A 16,385-nucleotide genomic window follows, 5' to 3' on the forward strand; every position below is an offset into this window, starting at 1 on the left:
CGAGTAAGAGTGAATCACGGAGGTCATGATGCCGCGCCTGTTGGAAATGAAAAACATCACTAAAGCGTTTGGCGCAGTGAAAGCGGTGGACAATGTCAGCCTGACGTTGGAGGCCGGACAGGTGCTGTCCCTGTGCGGCGAGAATGGTTCGGGTAAATCCACCCTGATGAAAGTGCTGTGCGCCATTTATCCCTACGGCAGTTACAGCGGAGAGATTATTTTTTCCGGCGAAGAACTGCGGGCCGGCCTTATCCGTGATACGGAGCAAAAGGGCATCGCCATTATTCATCAGGAGCTGGCGCTGGTTAAGGAAATGACTGTGCTGGAGAATATCTTCCTGGGCAATGAGTGGGCGCGCTTCGGGATAATGGACTACGACGGCATGTACTTACGCTGTCAGCGCATGCTGGAGCAGGTTAAGCTGACGATTGACCCCAATACCAAAGTGGGGGAGCTGGGGCTGGGGCAGCAGCAACTGATTGAAATCGCCAAGGCGCTGAATAAGCAGGTGCGTCTGCTGGTGCTGGACGAACCGACGGCGTCGCTGACCGAGCGGGAAACGGCCATTTTGCTCGACATCATCCATGACCTGCGCGATCACGGCATCGCCTGCATTTATATCTCTCATAAGCTCAACGAAGTGAAAGCGATTTCCGACGTGATTTGCGTCATCCGCGACGGTAAGCACATCGGTACGCGTCCGGCAGCGGAACTTAGCGAAGATCAAATCATCGCGATGATGGTGGGGCGGGAGCTTACGGAGCTGTACCCCAGCGAAGCGCATACCATCGGCGAAGAGATCCTGCGCGTCGAGCACCTGACGGCCTGGCATCCGGTGAACCGGCATATCCGCCGGGTGGACGACGTCTCCTTTTCCCTGCATCAGGGCGAAATTCTGGGTATTGCCGGATTGGTCGGTTCGGGGCGCACGGAGACCGTACAGTGTTTGTTCGGCGCCTATCACGGACGCTGGCAAGGTGAGCTGTTTCTTGATGGCAAAAGCGTGAAGATTAACAACTGCCAGCAGGCGATGGCGCTGGGTATCGCCATGGTGCCGGAGGATCGCAAAAAGGACGGCATCGTGCCGGTGATGAGCGTGGCGCACAACATTACGCTGGCCGCGCTCGATCGGTTTTCCGGCCTGTTTTCAACGCTGGACGACGCGCGCGAACAGGATGTTATCCGCCAATCGCTGGCGAATTTGCAAGTCAAAACCCCGAGCCAGGAACTGGCGATTGCCCGGCTGAGCGGCGGCAATCAGCAAAAAGCGGTGCTGGCGAAATGTCTGCTGCTGAATCCGCGGATACTGATTCTGGATGAGCCGACGCGCGGTATCGACATCGGGGCGAAATACGAAATCTACAAACTTATCAATGCGTTGGTAAAACAACAAATTGCCGTCATTGTAATTTCTTCCGAACTGCCTGAAGTCCTGGGGTTAAGCGATCGGGTGCTGGTGATGCATCAGGGACGCATCAAAGCCGATTTGATTAATCGTGATTTAACGCAGGAACAGGTTATGGAAGCTGCATTGAGGAGTGAACATCGTGTTGAAAACATCGCCGTCTGATCGACAAAATGCCGTTGCCGTCCCGGCGCCCTTACTGCAACGGCTTAAAAACATTAATCTTCAGGTCTACGTGATGATTGCCGCCATTATCGCGATCATGCTCTTTTTCACCTATATGACGGACGGCGCTTATCTCAGCGCGCGCAATATTTCCAACCTGCTGCGTCAGACGGCCATTACCGGCATTCTGGCGGTCGGCATGGTGTTTGTGATTATTTCGGCGGAAATCGATCTGTCGGTCGGGTCGATGATGGGGCTGCTCGGCGGCGCGGCGGCGATCTTCGATGTGTGGTTGGGCTGGCCGCTGCCGTTGACCATTGTGGTGACGCTGCTGCTGGGGCTGCTGCTGGGGGCGTGGAATGGCTGGTGGGTGGCGTATCAGAAAGTACCTTCCTTTATTGTTACGCTGGCTGGCATGCTGGCGTTTCGCGGCATTCTTATCGGTATTACCAACGGCACCACGGTTTCTCCCACCACACACGCCATGTCCCAGATTGGTCAAAGCTACCTGCCTTCCGGCGTGGGTTTTATCTGCGGGGCGCTGGGGCTGATGGCGTTTATCCTGTGGCAATGGCGGCGACGCGGCAACCGGGCCCGGCTGGGGCTGCCCGTCAGCCCGCCGGCCGGCGATATCGGCCGTCAGGCGTTTACCGCGGTGATCGTTCTTGGCGCGATCTATCTGCTGAATGACTATCGCGGCGTACCGACGCCGGTGCTGGTTCTTACGCTGTTGATGCTGGGCGGTATTTTCCTGGCGACGCGCACGGCGTTTGGCCGCCGTATCTATGCCGTTGGCGGCAATATTGAGGCGGCCCGCCTGTCGGGGGTCAATGTGGAACGCACCAAGCTTATCGTTTTTGCGATGAACGGGCTGATGGTGGCGGTGGCGGGGTTGATCCTCAGTTCGCGTTTGGGCGCGGGCTCGCCGTCAGCGGGGAACATTGCCGAGCTGGATGCGATAGCGGCCTGCGTGATTGGCGGCACCAGCCTGGCCGGGGGCATCGGCAGCGTAGCCGGCGCGGTGATGGGGGCATTTATTATGGCCTCGCTGGATAACGGAATGAGTATGTTGGATGTGCCGACATTCTGGCAGTATGTCGTCAAAGGCGGCATTTTACTGCTGGCGGTATGGATGGACACCGCAACCAAGCGAAGAGTATGACAAGGTACTGAGCAAGGGTCGGAAACCGGTGATGGTTCGCAATAATAGGGAAATTATTTTGGCCTCCTGAATGGTTATGCTATTCAAAGGTATCGCCACGAACGGACGCTCATCGCCATGTTTGAAAAACGCTATCGCATTACTTTGCTGTTCAATGCCAACAAAGTGTATGACCGGCAGGTTGTCGAGGGCGTCGGTGAGTACCTGCAGGCCTCGCAGTGCGACTGGGATATTTTCATTGAAGAGGATTTTCGCTGCCGTATCGATAACATCAGAGACTGGCTGGGGGATGGCGTTATCGCCGATTTTGACGATCGGGCAATCGTGCGGCTATTGCAGGACGTCGATGTCCCGCTGGTCGGCGTGGGCGGGTCTTATCATAATCCGGCTGATTATCCCCCCGTGCATTATATCGCCACCGATAACCATGCGCTGGTGGAAAGCGCGTTTATGCACCTTAAAAACAAGGGGCTGCATAGCTTTGCGTTTTATGGTCTGCCGGCGTCGGGGGGAAAAGGCTGGGCGCAGGAACGGGAACATGCATTTCGTCAGTTGGTCGCCGCGGGACAATATCAGGGCGCGGTGTATCAGGGAATGGAAACGTCGCCGGATAACTGGCAGGACGCGCAAAATCGCCTGGCTGATTGGGTACGGGCATTGCCGCCGCAGACCGGCATTATTGCCGTAACCGACTCCCGGGCGCGCCATCTGCTGCAGGTGTGCGAACATTTGAACATCCCTGTGCCGGAAAAGCTGTGCGTTATCGGCATCGATAATGAAGAGTTGATCCGCTATCTTTCACGGGTGGCGCTGTCGTCCGTGGCGCAGGGAACCCGGCAGATGGGATATCGCGCCGCGAAACTGCTGCACCAGCTATTGCTGAACCGTGGCGATTTACCCCTGCAGCGTATTCTGGTGCCGCCTATCCGGGTGGTGGAACGTCGCTCGACCGACTACCGCTCGGTACAGGATCCGGCGGTCATCCAGGCGATGCACTTTATCCGTTATCATGCCTGCAAGGGCATTAAAGTCGAACAGGTGCTGGATGCTGTGGGGATGTCGCGCTCAAATCTGGAAAAGCGCTTCAAAGATGAAATGGGACAGACCATCCACGGGGTTATTCACGCGGAGAAACTCGACCGTTCCCGCAATCTGCTGATTTCCACCTCGCTTTCGATCGGCGAAATTTCACTGATGTGCGGTTATCCCTCGCTGCCCTATTTTTATGCCGTATTTAAAAAGGGTTATGACATTACGCCCAAAGAGTATCGCGAGCGCTACGGTGAAGCGGGTTATCTGAGGGGATGAGCTGGCAAGCGCGGCGGACGCCGCCGCGCTGAAGACGACGCTTACGCCGGTACGCGCCAGTAATCGTAATCAATATGTTCAACCTGAGAATTCGCGTCTTCCTTATCACCCGTCAGGCGGCAGGCGATGGTAAAGGCGAAATCAAACGTCACGCCCAGTCCCTTACCGCTGATCAGATTGCCGTCTTCGACGACTTTCTCGTTGACGTAGACGCCGTCGGTAACGTTGCGCCACAGCTCACCGGAGCAGACATAACGGCGGCCTTTCAGCAGGTTATTGCCGCCCAGCACGCGCGCGGCGGCGGAACAAAGCGGACAAATCAGCCTGTTGGCTTCATCATGGCGGCGAATAAATTCAACAACCAGAGGATTCGCCGCCAGATTGACCGTTCCCTGCGGCCCGCCGGGAACGATCACGGCATCAAACAGCTCATCCATGTTTTTTTCCAGTAAGGCATCGGCAAATATACGAATATTGTGATAACTGCTTAGCTCCAGCCTGTCGTGACACGATAGCATGGTGACATCTATTTTCATGCGGTGCAGTACGTCAATCACCATAATCGCTTCCGCTTCTTCAAATCCGGGGGCCAGCAGAATGGCGACTTTTTTAGACATAGCATCTCCAGCAACATGCAGAGGGGAATAAAGAATAGCAAAGAATACATGATAAAATGAAACAATGTTTTATTATTGTTACTGGCGTCGCGTAACCCGTTTTTAGCGCTTAGCGTGTGGGGGAAATCGCGTTATACTTGTACGCTTGGGCGCAAGCCGAGGACGAATTTTTTTGCATAAAATACCACTCTACTCTTCCCGTCCCAGCAAAAAGATGTTTAAATTATCACTCACTTATTTTGCATAAATATGCATTTATTGAGAGTGTCGGTTTTAATGATAAACCCCGTCCGGGCCATCCCCTATCCGGCAAAGGCATCACCTCTCATCAATGTATGGCGTAACATAATGGCGTAGCTGCTAAGCTGCTGCCCATCGATCTTCGAGCAGGGATTTTATTTATGACAACGATTCTCAAACACCTTCCGGTCGGCCAGCGTATTGGTATTGCCTTTTCCGGTGGTCTGGATACCAGCGCCGCGCTGCTTTGGATGCGTCAAAAAGGCGCGGTTCCTTATGCGTACACCGCGAATCTGGGTCAGCCGGATGAGGATGATTACGATGAGATCCCCCGCCGCGCGCTGGAATACGGCGCTGAAAATGCCCGCCTGATCGATTGCCGTAAGCAACTGGTGGCGGAAGGTATTGCGGCGATCCAGTGCGGTGCTTTCCATAACACCACCGCCGGCGTCACCTATTTTAATACCACCCCGCTGGGGCGGGCGGTAACCGGCACCATGCTGGTGGCGGCGATGAAGGAAGACGGCGTCAATATCTGGGGTGACGGCAGTACCTATAAAGGTAACGATATTGAGCGTTTTTATCGTTACGGTTTGCTGACCAATGCCGAACTTAAAATCTATAAACCGTGGCTGGATACCGATTTTATCGATGAGTTGGGCGGCCGGCAGGAGATGTCCGAGTTTATGGCCCAGGCGGGTTTCGGCTACAAGATGTCCGCAGAGAAAGCCTATTCCACCGACTCCAACATTCTGGGTGCGACCCATGAAGCCAAAGATCTGGAGTTCCTGAATTCCAGCGTCAAAATCGTTAACCCGATCATGGGCGTCAAGTTCTGGGATGAAAACGTAAAAGTCGCGGCGGAAGAAGTCACTATCCGTTTTGATCGCGGCCACCCGGTAGCGCTGAACGGCCAAACCTTCTCGGACGACGTGGAACTGATGCTGGAAGCCAACCGTATCGGCGGACGCCACGGTCTGGGCATGAGCGACCAGATTGAAAACCGCATCATCGAAGCGAAGAGCCGTGGTATTTATGAAGCGCCGGGAATGGCGTTGCTGCATATTGCTTATGAACGTTTGCTGACCGGCATCCATAACGAAGATACCATCGAACAGTATCATGCCAATGGCCGTCAACTGGGCCGCTTCCTGTATCAGGGACGCTGGTTCGATTCCCAGGCGCTGATGCTGCGTGATTCTTCCCAGCGTTGGATCGCCAGCGCCATCACCGGTGAAGTGACGCTGGAACTGCGTCGCGGCAATGACTACTCCATCATGAATACCGTTTCCGACAACCTGACCTACAAGCCGGAGCGCCTGACGATGGAAAAGGGCGATTCCGTATTCTCGCCGGACGACCGTATTGGTCAACTGACGATGCGTAACCTGGATATCACCGACACCCGTGAGAAACTGTTCAACTACGTTGAAACCGGGCTGCTGTCCTCGTCCGCCAACGCCGGGCTGCCGCAGGTAGAGCAGTTGCAGGATAAAAGCAAAAAGTAATCCACAGCGGCTCGACGGTTAGCTGATGTGACGGCCCGGCGGCGTTTTTCGTCGCCGGGCTTTTTATGGCGGGCAATCCCTGCCCGCCACCCTTCGGGCCGTCGCAGGCGACGTTGAAAATCGCTCCCGGCGATTTTTTATGGCGGGCAATCCCTGCCCGCCACCCTTCGGGCCGTCGCAGGCGACGTTGAAAATCGCTCCCGGCGATTTTTTATGGCGGGCAATCCCTGCCCGCCACCCTTCGGGCCGTCGCAAGGCGACGTTAAAAATTTCTCCCGGAAATTTTTTCTTGCGAGCGGCTTTGCAGGGCGGGACGTATTATCTTTACCCGCGAGCGGCTGGCGTTATCGTGGCGTTCTTAGGGAACGCCATTCGCCAGGGACGACATGCAATCACATGATAAGGTATTCAAACTTTTTCTCAGCGATATTGATGTGGCGCGGGATTTTCTGTCCATCCATCTGCCGCCGGATATTGGTGAACGCTGCGATTTCAACACGCTGCAACTGGAGTCGGCCTCGTTCGTGGATGAAGCGCTACGCGCCCGGCTATCCGATATGCTCTATTCGCTGCAAACCACCGCCGGAACCGGCTATATCTATTGTTTGATTGAGCATCAGAGCAAACCGGAAAACATGATGGCATTCCGCATGATTCGTTACTGTCTGGCGGCGATGCAGCAACATCTTGAACAGGGCCATAAGCAGTTGCCGCTGGTGGTGCCGTTGCTGTTCTATCAGGGAGAACGCAGCCCGTATCCGTACAGCCTGCGTTGGCTGGATGCATTTGATGATCCGGTGCTGGCGACCCGGATATACATTAAGGCTTTTCCGCTGATTGACCTCACCGTGACTTCAGATGAAGAGATTAAAACCCATCGGCGGGCGGCGTTGCTGGAGCTGGTGCAAAAGCATATCCGTACGCGGGATATGCTGGAACTGGCGCGAGATATCGGGTTATTATTTGAACGCTGGCAGGTGCCGCTGAGGCAGAAACGGGCGTTGCTGTATTACATCGCGCAAACCGGCAATACATCCAGACCAGCCGATTTTATCGAAATGGTGGCGGAGCCGTTGTCAACGGATCGGGAGGAGATAATGACGATTGCACAGCAGCTGAAACAAATTGGATTTGAAGAGGGTATGCAGGCCGGAGTAATACAGGGAAGAGAGCAAGGCATAGAACAAGGCATAGAGCAAGGCATGAAAGCCAGTGCGCGGCAGATTGCGCACCAGTTACTGCTGACCGGCATGGCGCGCGAGCAGGTTCAGCAAATTACCCGGCTTTCCGACGAGGAGATGGCGCAGTTGGCGCTCTCCGCTAACATTTAAGATGATTTATCATTATTTTCTGGGATTCCCCAGGCTCCCGGCGATTTTTATGGCGGGCTATCCCTGCCCGCCACCCTCCGGGCCGTCGCAGGCGACGTTTAAAATTTCTCCCGGAAATTTTTTATGGCGGGCTTATCCCTGCCCGCCGCTAATCGAATCGGAAAGTCATTGCCATTCGTCGTCGCGGCTGATGCTGTAATCGACCAGCGTTATCTGGCAGCCTTTAGTTTCCTCAATAATTGGCGGTTTTTGCTGCCAGCGGCGCGTGGGTCACATGCACGCCGGGTCTTCTGCCGCCGTTCCACTTACCCTCGATGGCGCGTTCAATCTGCGCGGCCAGCTGTAGCAGCAGGCCGTCGTCGCCCTGGCGCGTTTGCGCCTGAATGCCGAACGGCAGCCCGTTCTCCTGCGCGGCCAGCGGCAGGGAGATCGCCGGAATGCCGCACAGATTGGATAACGGCGTATAGGCGAAATTTTCCCATAAGTGGGCGAACCAGTCCGTTACCGACGGGTTATCGCTCAGCGTCAGGTACTCCATGGTGCCGATCTTCGGCGTGGGCAGCGCGGTGATGGGGGTGAGGATAATATCCCAGGACTGGAAGAAAGCGCCAAAGGCGCGCGATGTGTTGTTGAATACGGTCTGCATCGCCGCGCGTTCGCTGAAGGAAATATCTTTGCCGGCCTGCCAGATGCGGATATTGATGGGTTCGATCCGATCCGACGGCGGCGCGTCCAGCCGCAGATTTTTGAGCATGGCGGAAATCGTCTGCGCAAAGTTGCTGATATAACAGGTGGTTTGCGCCGCAAAGGCGGCGCGAAAATCCACCTGCGGCGTCACCCATTCCACATGGTGGCCCAGATCGGCCAGAAAACGGCCTGTTTTCTCCAATTCGGCGACAAAATGCGGCGTGGCCCGATAGTCGCCCCATTCATGGGAAAGCGCGATGCGCAGCGGCGCGGGATCGCGCTGTATCAGCTCGCAGTAGCTTTCCGCCGCCGTCCAGTAGGGCATGAACTCTCCCGGCGCGCCGCCGCGACAGTGGTCGACAAAGGCGGCGGTGTCGCGCACCGTGCGGGTATGACACCCCTGAATCGACACCAGACCGGTGAGATCGGAGGCGTAAGGCGCGATGGAGAACACCCCGCGCGAGGGTTTCAGGCCGATGTTGCCGTTAAATCCGGCGGGAATGCGGATCGAGCCGCCGCCGTCGGTGGCGTGGGACATCGGCACCATGCCGGCCGCCACCGAGGCCGCCGTACCGGCGGAGGAACCGCAGGTGGTGTAGTCCGGATCCCAGGGGTTTCGGGTGATATAGAGCGCCGGATTTTCCGCTGAACTGCATACGCCGAATTCCGGCGTGGTGGTGCGGCCGATGAGATTCAGCCCGGCCTGACGCATTTTGCCGACCAGAAAGCTGTCGCTCTGCGAGCGGTTGCCCTGCATCAGCAGCGATCCCATCTCCTGCAAACGGCCTTTCAGGGTCGGCCCCAGATCTTTCATCAGAAAAGGCACGCCGGCGAAGGCGCCCTGCGGGTTCATGCCGTCTTGCAGCGGGTCGGCGACCACATCGTCGAATACCTCAACCACCGCGCTTAACGCGGGATTCAGCAGGGCGATGGCCTGCGCCGCCTGTGAGGCCAGCTCGGCCGCGCTGACGTCGCCCTTACGTATCAACTCCGCCAGTCCCAGCGCGTCATAGGCCGACCATTCATCCCAGTCCATCACTTGTGACTTCATATACCACTCCAGGTTGCAACATTAAGGGCAGCGTCCGCTACGGGGATGAAGCCCGAAAAATAAGCCGGTTATTTCATCAACATCAAACGCGGCGCCGCAGCCAGCAGGCGGCGCGTGTAGTCATGCCGGGGCTGGCCGAATAGCTGGGCGGTGATGCCTTGCTCAACCACCTCTCCCTGATGCATAACCATGACGCGATCGCAAAGCTGGGCGGCGACGCGCAGATCGTGGGTGATGAACAGCAGCCCCAATCCCAAATCCCGCTGTAATTCGCGCAGCAGATCGAGGATTTGCGCCTGTACCGACACGTCCAGCGCGGAGACGGCTTCATCCGCCACCAGCACCTGGGGATCGCAGGCGATGGCGCGGGCGATGGCCAGCCGTTGCCGTTGCCCGCCGGAAAACTGATGCGGATAGCGATCGAGCGACGCGTGCGGCAGGTTGATGCGGTCCATCAACGCTTCGGCGGTGTGGCGGGCCTGCTGCCGGCTCTGACCAAAATTCATCGCGCCTTCCATGATCGAAGATCCGATGGTGCGGCGCGGATTCAGCGATCGGTTCGGATCCTGAAAAACCACCTGAACGCGCGAACGCAATGTCCGCACCTGCGATTCGGGTAAGGTTTGTACTTCGCGGTCTCCCCACAGGATCTTGCCCGAACTGGGCGCGATCATGCGGATCATGCAGCGTGCGAAGGTGGATTTCCCCGAGCCGGATTCCCCCACGATGCCGACGGTTTCGCCGCGGTGAACCGCGACGCTGGCCTGCCGCAGGGCGTCGAAGCGTTTACTGCGCCCCAGCCAGTCGCGGCTGACATAGGTTTTGCCGACCGACTGGCCCACCAGCAGCGGCGGGAGGCGATTGCCGGGCGGCTGGCGCGGCGGCGGCGGCGTAATATCGGGCACCGCCGCCAGCAGTGAACGGGTATAGTCGGTGGCCGGATGTCGCAGCACCTGTTCGCAGGCGCCCTGTTCCACTATCTCGCCGCGATACATCACCAGGATGTGGTCGGCGATTTCCGAGACCACGCCCATATCATGGGTAATGAAAAGCACCGCGCTGCCCTGTTCCGCCTGGAGTTCGCGGATCAGCTTAAGGATTTCCGCTTGCGTGGTGACGTCCAGCGCGGTGGTGGGTTCGTCGCAAATCAGCAACTGCGGTTTGAGAACGATCGCCATCGCGATAACGATGCGCTGGCGTTGGCCGCCTGAGAGCTGGTGCGGATAGCTTTTGTAGATACGCGCCGGGTCGGGCAGACGCACCCGCTCGAACATCGCCAATATTCTGGCCTTGCGTTCGGCGGCGGGCCAGTGGGTATGCGCGCGCAGCAGCTCATCAACCTGTTCTCCGCAGCTATGAACCGGATTCAACGCGGTCATCGGCTCCTGAAAAACCATCCCCATACTGGTGGCGCGCAGCTGGCGCATCCGCCGGTTGCTGGCGTAATGGCCTGAATCCAGCAGCGTATTGCCCGCCAGCCTGATGGTGCCGCTGTTGATGCGCAGCTCTTTGGCCATCAATCCCATGATGGTGGTGGCCAGAACCGATTTTCCCGAACCCGATTCGCCGACCACGCACAGCGTTTTCCCGGCCTCGATCGCCAGATCGAGCCGTTGAATGGCGTACGGGCGGTCGGCATCCGCCGGCAGGGCTACCTGTAGGTCGGCGATTTGCAACACCGGGGCGTTATGTTCAAGCTTGTTCATCAGATTCCCCCTACAGCCGTTTTGAGAATTTGGGATCGAGGACATCACGCAGGCCATCGCCGAGCAGATTGATGGCCAGCACCGAGGGAACCAGGAACAGCGCGGGGAACAGCACATCCCCCGGACGTTGCGAGAACATCACGCGCCCTTCGGCCATGATGTTGCCCCAGGTGGGAATGTCGGAGGGGAGCCCTAAGCCGAGAAAACTGAGGATCGCTTCCGTCAGCACCGCCGACGCCGCGACAAAGGTGCCTTGTACAATCAGGGGCGCCATGGCGTTAGGTAAAATATCGCGCCACAGGATCATCATATTGCTGGTCGCCAGCGCGCGCGCCGCTTCGACAAAGGCTTCCTGGCGCAGACTGAGCACCAGCGAGCGCACCAGCCGCGTGACCCGCGGCACTTCGGGCACCGCGATGGCGATGATGACCGTGGTCAGATTGCCGCCGAATATGGCGACCAGCGTAATGGCCACCAGTACCGAGGGGATCGCCATCAGGCCGTCCATCATGCGCATCAGCAGCATATCCAGCGTGCGGAAATAGCCCGCCAGCATGCCGAGCAGGCAGCCGGCCAGAATGGCGGCCAGCGCGGTCATCAGGCCGACGGTCAGCGAGATGCGCGTGCCATAAAGCACGCGGCTCCAGATATCGCGTCCCAGACTGTCGCTGCCCATCCAGAAGGTATGCGGGATTTGCGTGCCGTCCAGCAGAGTAACCAGTCCGCGGGTGCCAGCGCCGACGGAAATGAAATTCATGTCCATCACGCCGGGGTCGAAAGTCCCGAGCCAGGGCGCGCCGATCCCCATCATGGCTAACGCCGTCAGGGTCAGCACGCCGATTTTTACCGACGTATTACGCCAAAGTTGTTTAGCTGTATTCATTATTCATTCCGGATGCGCGGATCCAGCCACAGATAGCTCAGATCTATCAGGAAATTCAGCAGGATATAGGTCACCGCGAAGAACAGAACCACGCCTTGCAAGACCGGAAAATCCCGGTTGAGTACGGCGTCCACCGTGAGCTGTCCCAGGCCGGGAATGGCAAACACCGTTTCCGTCACCACCACGCCGCCAAGCAGCAGGGCGGCGCTGACGCCGATTACCGTCGCCACCGGCACCGCCGCCACCCTAAGCGCGTGATGCCTGAGCACCTGTAGTTCGGTGATGCCTTTGGCGCGCGCGGTGCGAATGAAATCTTCGGTCAACGCTTCGCTGACCGCCGCGCGCGTTACCCTGGCGAGCAGCGCCACATAGGTCACCGACAGCGTGAGACAGGGGAGAATCAGGTTGTTCAACCAGGGGAGAAAGCCCTTTGACAGCGGGTTATAGCCTTGCACCGGCAGCCATTGCAGCTTGAGCGCCAGCACATAGATCAGCAGGTAGCCAATCACAAACACCGGTATGGAGAAGCCGACCACGGAACAGGCCATCACGCAGCGATCAAGCCAGCCGCCCATGCGCCAGGCCGCCAGCGCGCCCAGCGGCAGCGCGATCAGCACGGTGAACAGCAGCGTGCCGAACGTCAGCGACAGGGTGGGTTCCATGCGCTGCATCAGCAGCGAGGTCACCGGCTGATTCATGAAAAATGAGTAGCCGAAATCGCCGTGCAGCACGCCCTGCGCCCAGATGGCGAACTGCTTCCACAGCGGCAGGGTCAGGCCCAGTTGCTCGCGGATGCGGTCGATATCCTCGCTGGTGGCGCTGTTGCCGCCGATAACCGCGGCGGGATCGCCGGGAATCAGTCGGACGATCATAAAAATGGCGACCGCCACCACCAGCAGAACAGGGAGTGTCGCCAGCAGGCGTTTGCCGGTAAATGTCAACATGCTCGTTCCTCGTTGCGACTAGCCAACTGGTCGACGGGCGCCTGCGCGCCCGTCGGGATCACTGCTTGCGGATATTCCAGTACACCTGGGCGCCGGAAGAGACCAGCCCGGTTACGTTGGAGCGGACGGCCGCCCGCAGTTCGTACTGGCCCAGCGGCACATGGGTGACGGTTTCAAAGGCGCGTAGCTGAATTTGCGTGGCGAGTTTTTTCTTCTCTCCTTCGTCCATGGTGCGGGCGAAGCGGGCTTTCAGCGCTTCCAGTTCAGGATCGTCCTGCCAGCCGAACCAGCCTTTTTCGCCGCGCGCGTTCATCATCGCCATGGTTAATGGGTTGAGGACGTCTTCCGCCGCCCAGGCGGTCATAAACGCATTCCAGCCGCCGGCTGAAGGCGCGTCTTTTTTGGCGCGCCGGGCCACCAGGGTCTGCCAGTCCATATTCTGCAAATCGACCTTGAAGCCGGCTTGCTCAAGCTGCTGTTTGGCGACCAGCGGCAGTTTGGCGATGGTCGGGGAGTCGGTGGGGCGCATCAACACAACCGGCTGGCCCTGGTAGCCGGCCTCTTGCAGCAGCGCCTTGGCTTTTTGCGGATTGGCTACGCCGGTGAACTCGCCGGTCTCGTCCGAGGCGAAAGTAGTGCCGCAGGGATACATGCTTTTACAGAATTTTTGCAGTTCCGGCACGCCGATTTGCACGCGCAGCATTTGCTGTTCGCCCAGAGCCAGCATGGCGGCGCGACGAATACGTGCATCGTTGAACGGCGGTTGCAGGAAATTAAAGCGGATGATTTGCAACATGCCGATCGGCTGCGCCTTGACCAGATTGATGTTGGGGGTTTTGCCTAATGCGGGGATTTGTTCGAACGCCGGCTGTTCCAGAATATCGGCTTCACCGTTGATCAACGCATTAAACTGCGTTTGCGGATCGCGGATGATCAGCCACTCCACCCGGTCAATGTAGACTTTTTTCCCGCCCGTGGTGCCGGAAGGCGGATCATCGCGCGGCACGTAGTAAGGGTTTTTCACGTAGACCACCCGTTCGCCGGATTTGAACTCGTCGGTCTTGAACATATAAGGGCCGGAACCGAGGGTGCTGCGGATCTGCACGTCGCCGGATGTCTGGGCGACCGCCTTCGGCATGATAAACGGCACGTTGGAAGAGGGTTTGCCCAACGCCTCCAGCATCATGCCGAAGGGCTCTTTCAGGGTGAGGGTAAAGGTTTTCGCATCCACCGCCTGATAGCGCTCGACGAACGACGCCAGCGCGCTGCCAAAGCTGTCGCGCGTGGACCAGCGTTGCAGGGAAGGGATCACGTCATCGCTGGTTACCGGCGTACCGTCGCTGAATTTCAGCCCGTCGCGCAGGACGAATGTCCAGGTCAGGTTATCAACCGATACCTTCCAGCTCTCTACCATCTGCGGCTTGATGTTGCCGTCGATATCGGTGCCGAACAGCGTGTCGTAAATCATATAGCCATGATTACGGGTCACGTTGGCGGTCGTCCATATGGGATCGAGCGAGACCAGGTTGCTGCTGGGGATGATTTTCAATACGTCGGCAGGGGTTTCGGCAAAAGACGACAGGCTGCAAAACGTTGCCAGCAGGCCGTAAATAATTCGAGGTGAGGTTATTTTTGTGGCTATTTTATCAATAAATGCATTTTTAACCGTTATTAATTTCATAATATCCCCGATGATATCAATACCCGCCATCTTTTAAGTCGCCGGTGGCCGGCGACATTCGCTTGCCACCGTTCTGTTACTTAAAATTTATTGGGTATAACAGGTTAAGTGGAATGGAAAGCAAAAAGCATTACCGGCATAGCAGCCGCTGATAAAATAAAACGATCTCCTCCTGTTGCTGACAACATTACAAAAGTATGATTCACGAGACTATCACAACATCAGCGACTCAGTGTTGATAAAAAGTAGACGCCCGCCTGTGTTCATTAAACAGAGGTTAAAATTATTATCATTATTTATCAATTATTTATGGTTTTTTCTGCAATCATGTGCAGGTAAAAGGTAGCCAATAAGACGCATAATGATGGCAATGCCGCATAGTAGTGCAGTGTGAAAAGAGATATTATTATTAGTTATGAATAGGCATTTCATAGTAAATGAATGTTTTTAATTAATAATTGATAAATGCAAGCACCGTCGTTCATTGGTTTATTCTTTGTCCTGGCGTGATGCACTCATTCCCGACGCTAAGTTGCACTGGTATAGTGCAATTTAGCTGTTTTATCAGCCATAAGAAAATAGACTGTGTTAAATGAGGTTTCGTTTTTTTAGCCAAAGTGAGCAATCAAAAGCGCTGAACAGGAATAAAAGAAGATAAACGGAGAATGGCATATTTATTGCTGAAAGAAAGGGAATAGAACCATTATTCTCAGGAGCCGCTATGCAGTTAAGGGCATTAAGATATTTTAACGAAGTAGCGCAATGCGTTTCGTTACGTAAAGCGGCCACCCGACTATATGTCACGCCCAGCGCGGTCAGTCGTCAGATTGAGCAACTGGAGCATTTTTATGGCGCGGCGCTGATTGAACGCAATCCGCGCGGCATCCGCTTAACACGAGAAGGCGAGTTTCTCGCGCAGGCCGTCAATGCCACATTGCGCGAACTGGATCATGTGAAGGAACATATCGCCAACAGCCAGGGCGTGGTGGCGGGCACCATTCGGATATTTGTCAGCGAGAGCTTAATCGCCAGCATGCTGGCGCCGGTGTTGGCGAAATTTTCCCAACAGTACCCCAAAGTGCAGTTTCAAATCGAAACCGGCAGCGCGCCCCGTATTGCGGATGCGTTTCGCGCCGGAGAAGCGGATATCGGGCTGACCTTCTACATGCCGCCCTGCGCTGAAATTGAAGTGACCCACCACTGCGATCTCTGGCATCGGGTTCTGGTGCCGCAGGGACATGCGTTCACCGGACGCCACTCCATCACCATACAGGATCTTGCCGGTCAGCCGCTGGCGATACCCAATTCCACCTTCTCCACCCGGCAAATCATCGAAGCCGCGGCGAGAAAAGAGGGCGTTGAGCTTAATGTCACCTACACCACCAGTTCGGTGGAAGTACAAAAATCCCTGGCTCGGGCCGGTATCGCCTTGCTGGTGCTGCCGCAGGCCGCGCGCCAGAATCGGGATCTGGGAGATGGCCTGGTTGCCGTCCCGTTGCTGGATCCGCTGATTGAGCGTGTACGGGTCGATCTCTGTCTGCCCCGGCAGAGGACGTCATCCATCGCCATCAAAACCTGCCAAAGCATGCTGGCGCAAATTATGGCGGATTGCGCGATTTAGCCGGATCGCAGGAATTGACGACGCCTCTGTCTGGCTTTCTTCGGGATATTAATCGTTAACTGATAGGGGTTAGGGT

The 16,385-nt window shown here is 56.8% G+C and carries 12 protein-coding genes; 6 read left to right on the plus strand and 6 right to left on the minus strand.

Translation table 11 applies throughout. The features are described from left to right. Positions 1-28 precede the first annotated feature (28 nt). The 3 genes from EH206_RS00575 to xylR all read left to right on the plus strand — a co-directional run bounded on the left by EH206_RS00575 (position 29) and on the right by xylR (position 4,040). Complete coding sequence (locus tag EH206_RS00575; protein WP_009110896.1) at positions 29-1,570, plus strand: xylose ABC transporter ATP-binding protein; 1,542 nt, start codon at positions 29-31, stop codon at positions 1,568-1,570. A 34-nt stretch (positions 1,571-1,604) separates the two neighbouring features. Next, on the plus strand, positions 1,605-2,732 hold the full coding sequence (gene xylH / locus EH206_RS00580; protein WP_232216623.1) for a xylose ABC transporter permease XylH: 1,128 nt from the start codon (positions 1,605-1,607) through the stop codon (positions 2,730-2,732). A 117-nt stretch (positions 2,733-2,849) separates the two neighbouring features. Continuing rightward, on the plus strand, positions 2,850-4,040 hold the full coding sequence (gene xylR / locus EH206_RS00585; protein ID WP_009110898.1) for a D-xylose utilization transcriptional activator XylR: 1,191 nt from the start codon (positions 2,850-2,852) through the stop codon (positions 4,038-4,040). A 41-nt stretch (positions 4,041-4,081) separates the two neighbouring features. On the opposite strand, the gene EH206_RS00590 is transcribed toward xylR, so the two are convergent. Beyond that, the gene (locus EH206_RS00590) at positions 4,082-4,657 is read right to left on the minus strand and encodes a DJ-1/PfpI family protein (RefSeq protein ID WP_009110899.1); all 576 of its coding nucleotides are present in this window, start codon (positions 4,655-4,657) and stop codon (positions 4,082-4,084) included. Between the two features lie 401 nt (positions 4,658-5,058). On the opposite strand from EH206_RS00590, the gene argG reads away from it, so the two are divergent. Together argG and EH206_RS00605 are read left to right on the plus strand one after the other, a co-directional pair. Continuing rightward, complete coding sequence (argG, locus tag EH206_RS00595; protein WP_009110900.1) at positions 5,059-6,405, plus strand: argininosuccinate synthase; 1,347 nt, start codon at positions 5,059-5,061, stop codon at positions 6,403-6,405. Positions 6,406-6,791: 386 nt separating this feature from the next. After that, on the plus strand, positions 6,792-7,736 hold the full coding sequence (locus EH206_RS00605) for an Rpn family recombination-promoting nuclease/putative transposase (protein WP_009110901.1): 945 nt from the start codon (positions 6,792-6,794) through the stop codon (positions 7,734-7,736). Positions 7,737-7,968: 232 nt separating this feature from the next. Here EH206_RS00605 and EH206_RS00610 read toward each other — a convergent pair whose 3' ends face one another. From EH206_RS00610 to EH206_RS00630, 5 genes are all read right to left on the minus strand, one after another. Beyond that, positions 7,969-9,474 (minus strand): amidase, encoded by a 1,506-nt coding sequence (locus EH206_RS00610; RefSeq protein WP_009110902.1) that lies wholly within the window; start codon positions 9,472-9,474, stop codon positions 7,969-7,971. A 68-nt stretch (positions 9,475-9,542) separates the two neighbouring features. Then, complete coding sequence (locus EH206_RS00615; protein ID WP_009110903.1) at positions 9,543-11,180, minus strand: dipeptide ABC transporter ATP-binding protein; 1,638 nt, start codon at positions 11,178-11,180, stop codon at positions 9,543-9,545. 10 nt (positions 11,181-11,190) lie between these two features. Next, positions 11,191-12,063 (minus strand): ABC transporter permease, encoded by an 873-nt coding sequence (locus EH206_RS00620; protein ID WP_009110904.1) that lies wholly within the window; start codon positions 12,061-12,063, stop codon positions 11,191-11,193. Then, positions 12,063-13,007: an ABC transporter permease gene (locus EH206_RS00625; protein WP_009110905.1), complete on the minus strand. Its 945-nt coding sequence runs from the start codon at positions 13,005-13,007 to the stop codon at positions 12,063-12,065. Before EH206_RS00625 ends, EH206_RS00620 begins: the two co-directional genes overlap by 1 nt. Before the next feature lie 58 nt (positions 13,008-13,065). Next, complete coding sequence (locus EH206_RS00630) at positions 13,066-14,688, minus strand: ABC transporter substrate-binding protein (RefSeq protein WP_040343569.1); 1,623 nt, start codon at positions 14,686-14,688, stop codon at positions 13,066-13,068. 721 nt (positions 14,689-15,409) lie between these two features. Between EH206_RS00630 and EH206_RS00635 the strand changes: the two genes are divergently transcribed. After that, the gene (locus EH206_RS00635) at positions 15,410-16,309 is read left to right on the plus strand and encodes a LysR family transcriptional regulator (protein ID WP_009110907.1); all 900 of its coding nucleotides are present in this window, start codon (positions 15,410-15,412) and stop codon (positions 16,307-16,309) included. Positions 16,310-16,385: the final 76 nt, after the last annotated feature.

Source organism: Brenneria nigrifluens DSM 30175 = ATCC 13028 (assembly GCF_005484965.1).
GTDB lineage: Bacteria > Pseudomonadota > Gammaproteobacteria > Enterobacterales > Enterobacteriaceae > Brenneria > Brenneria nigrifluens.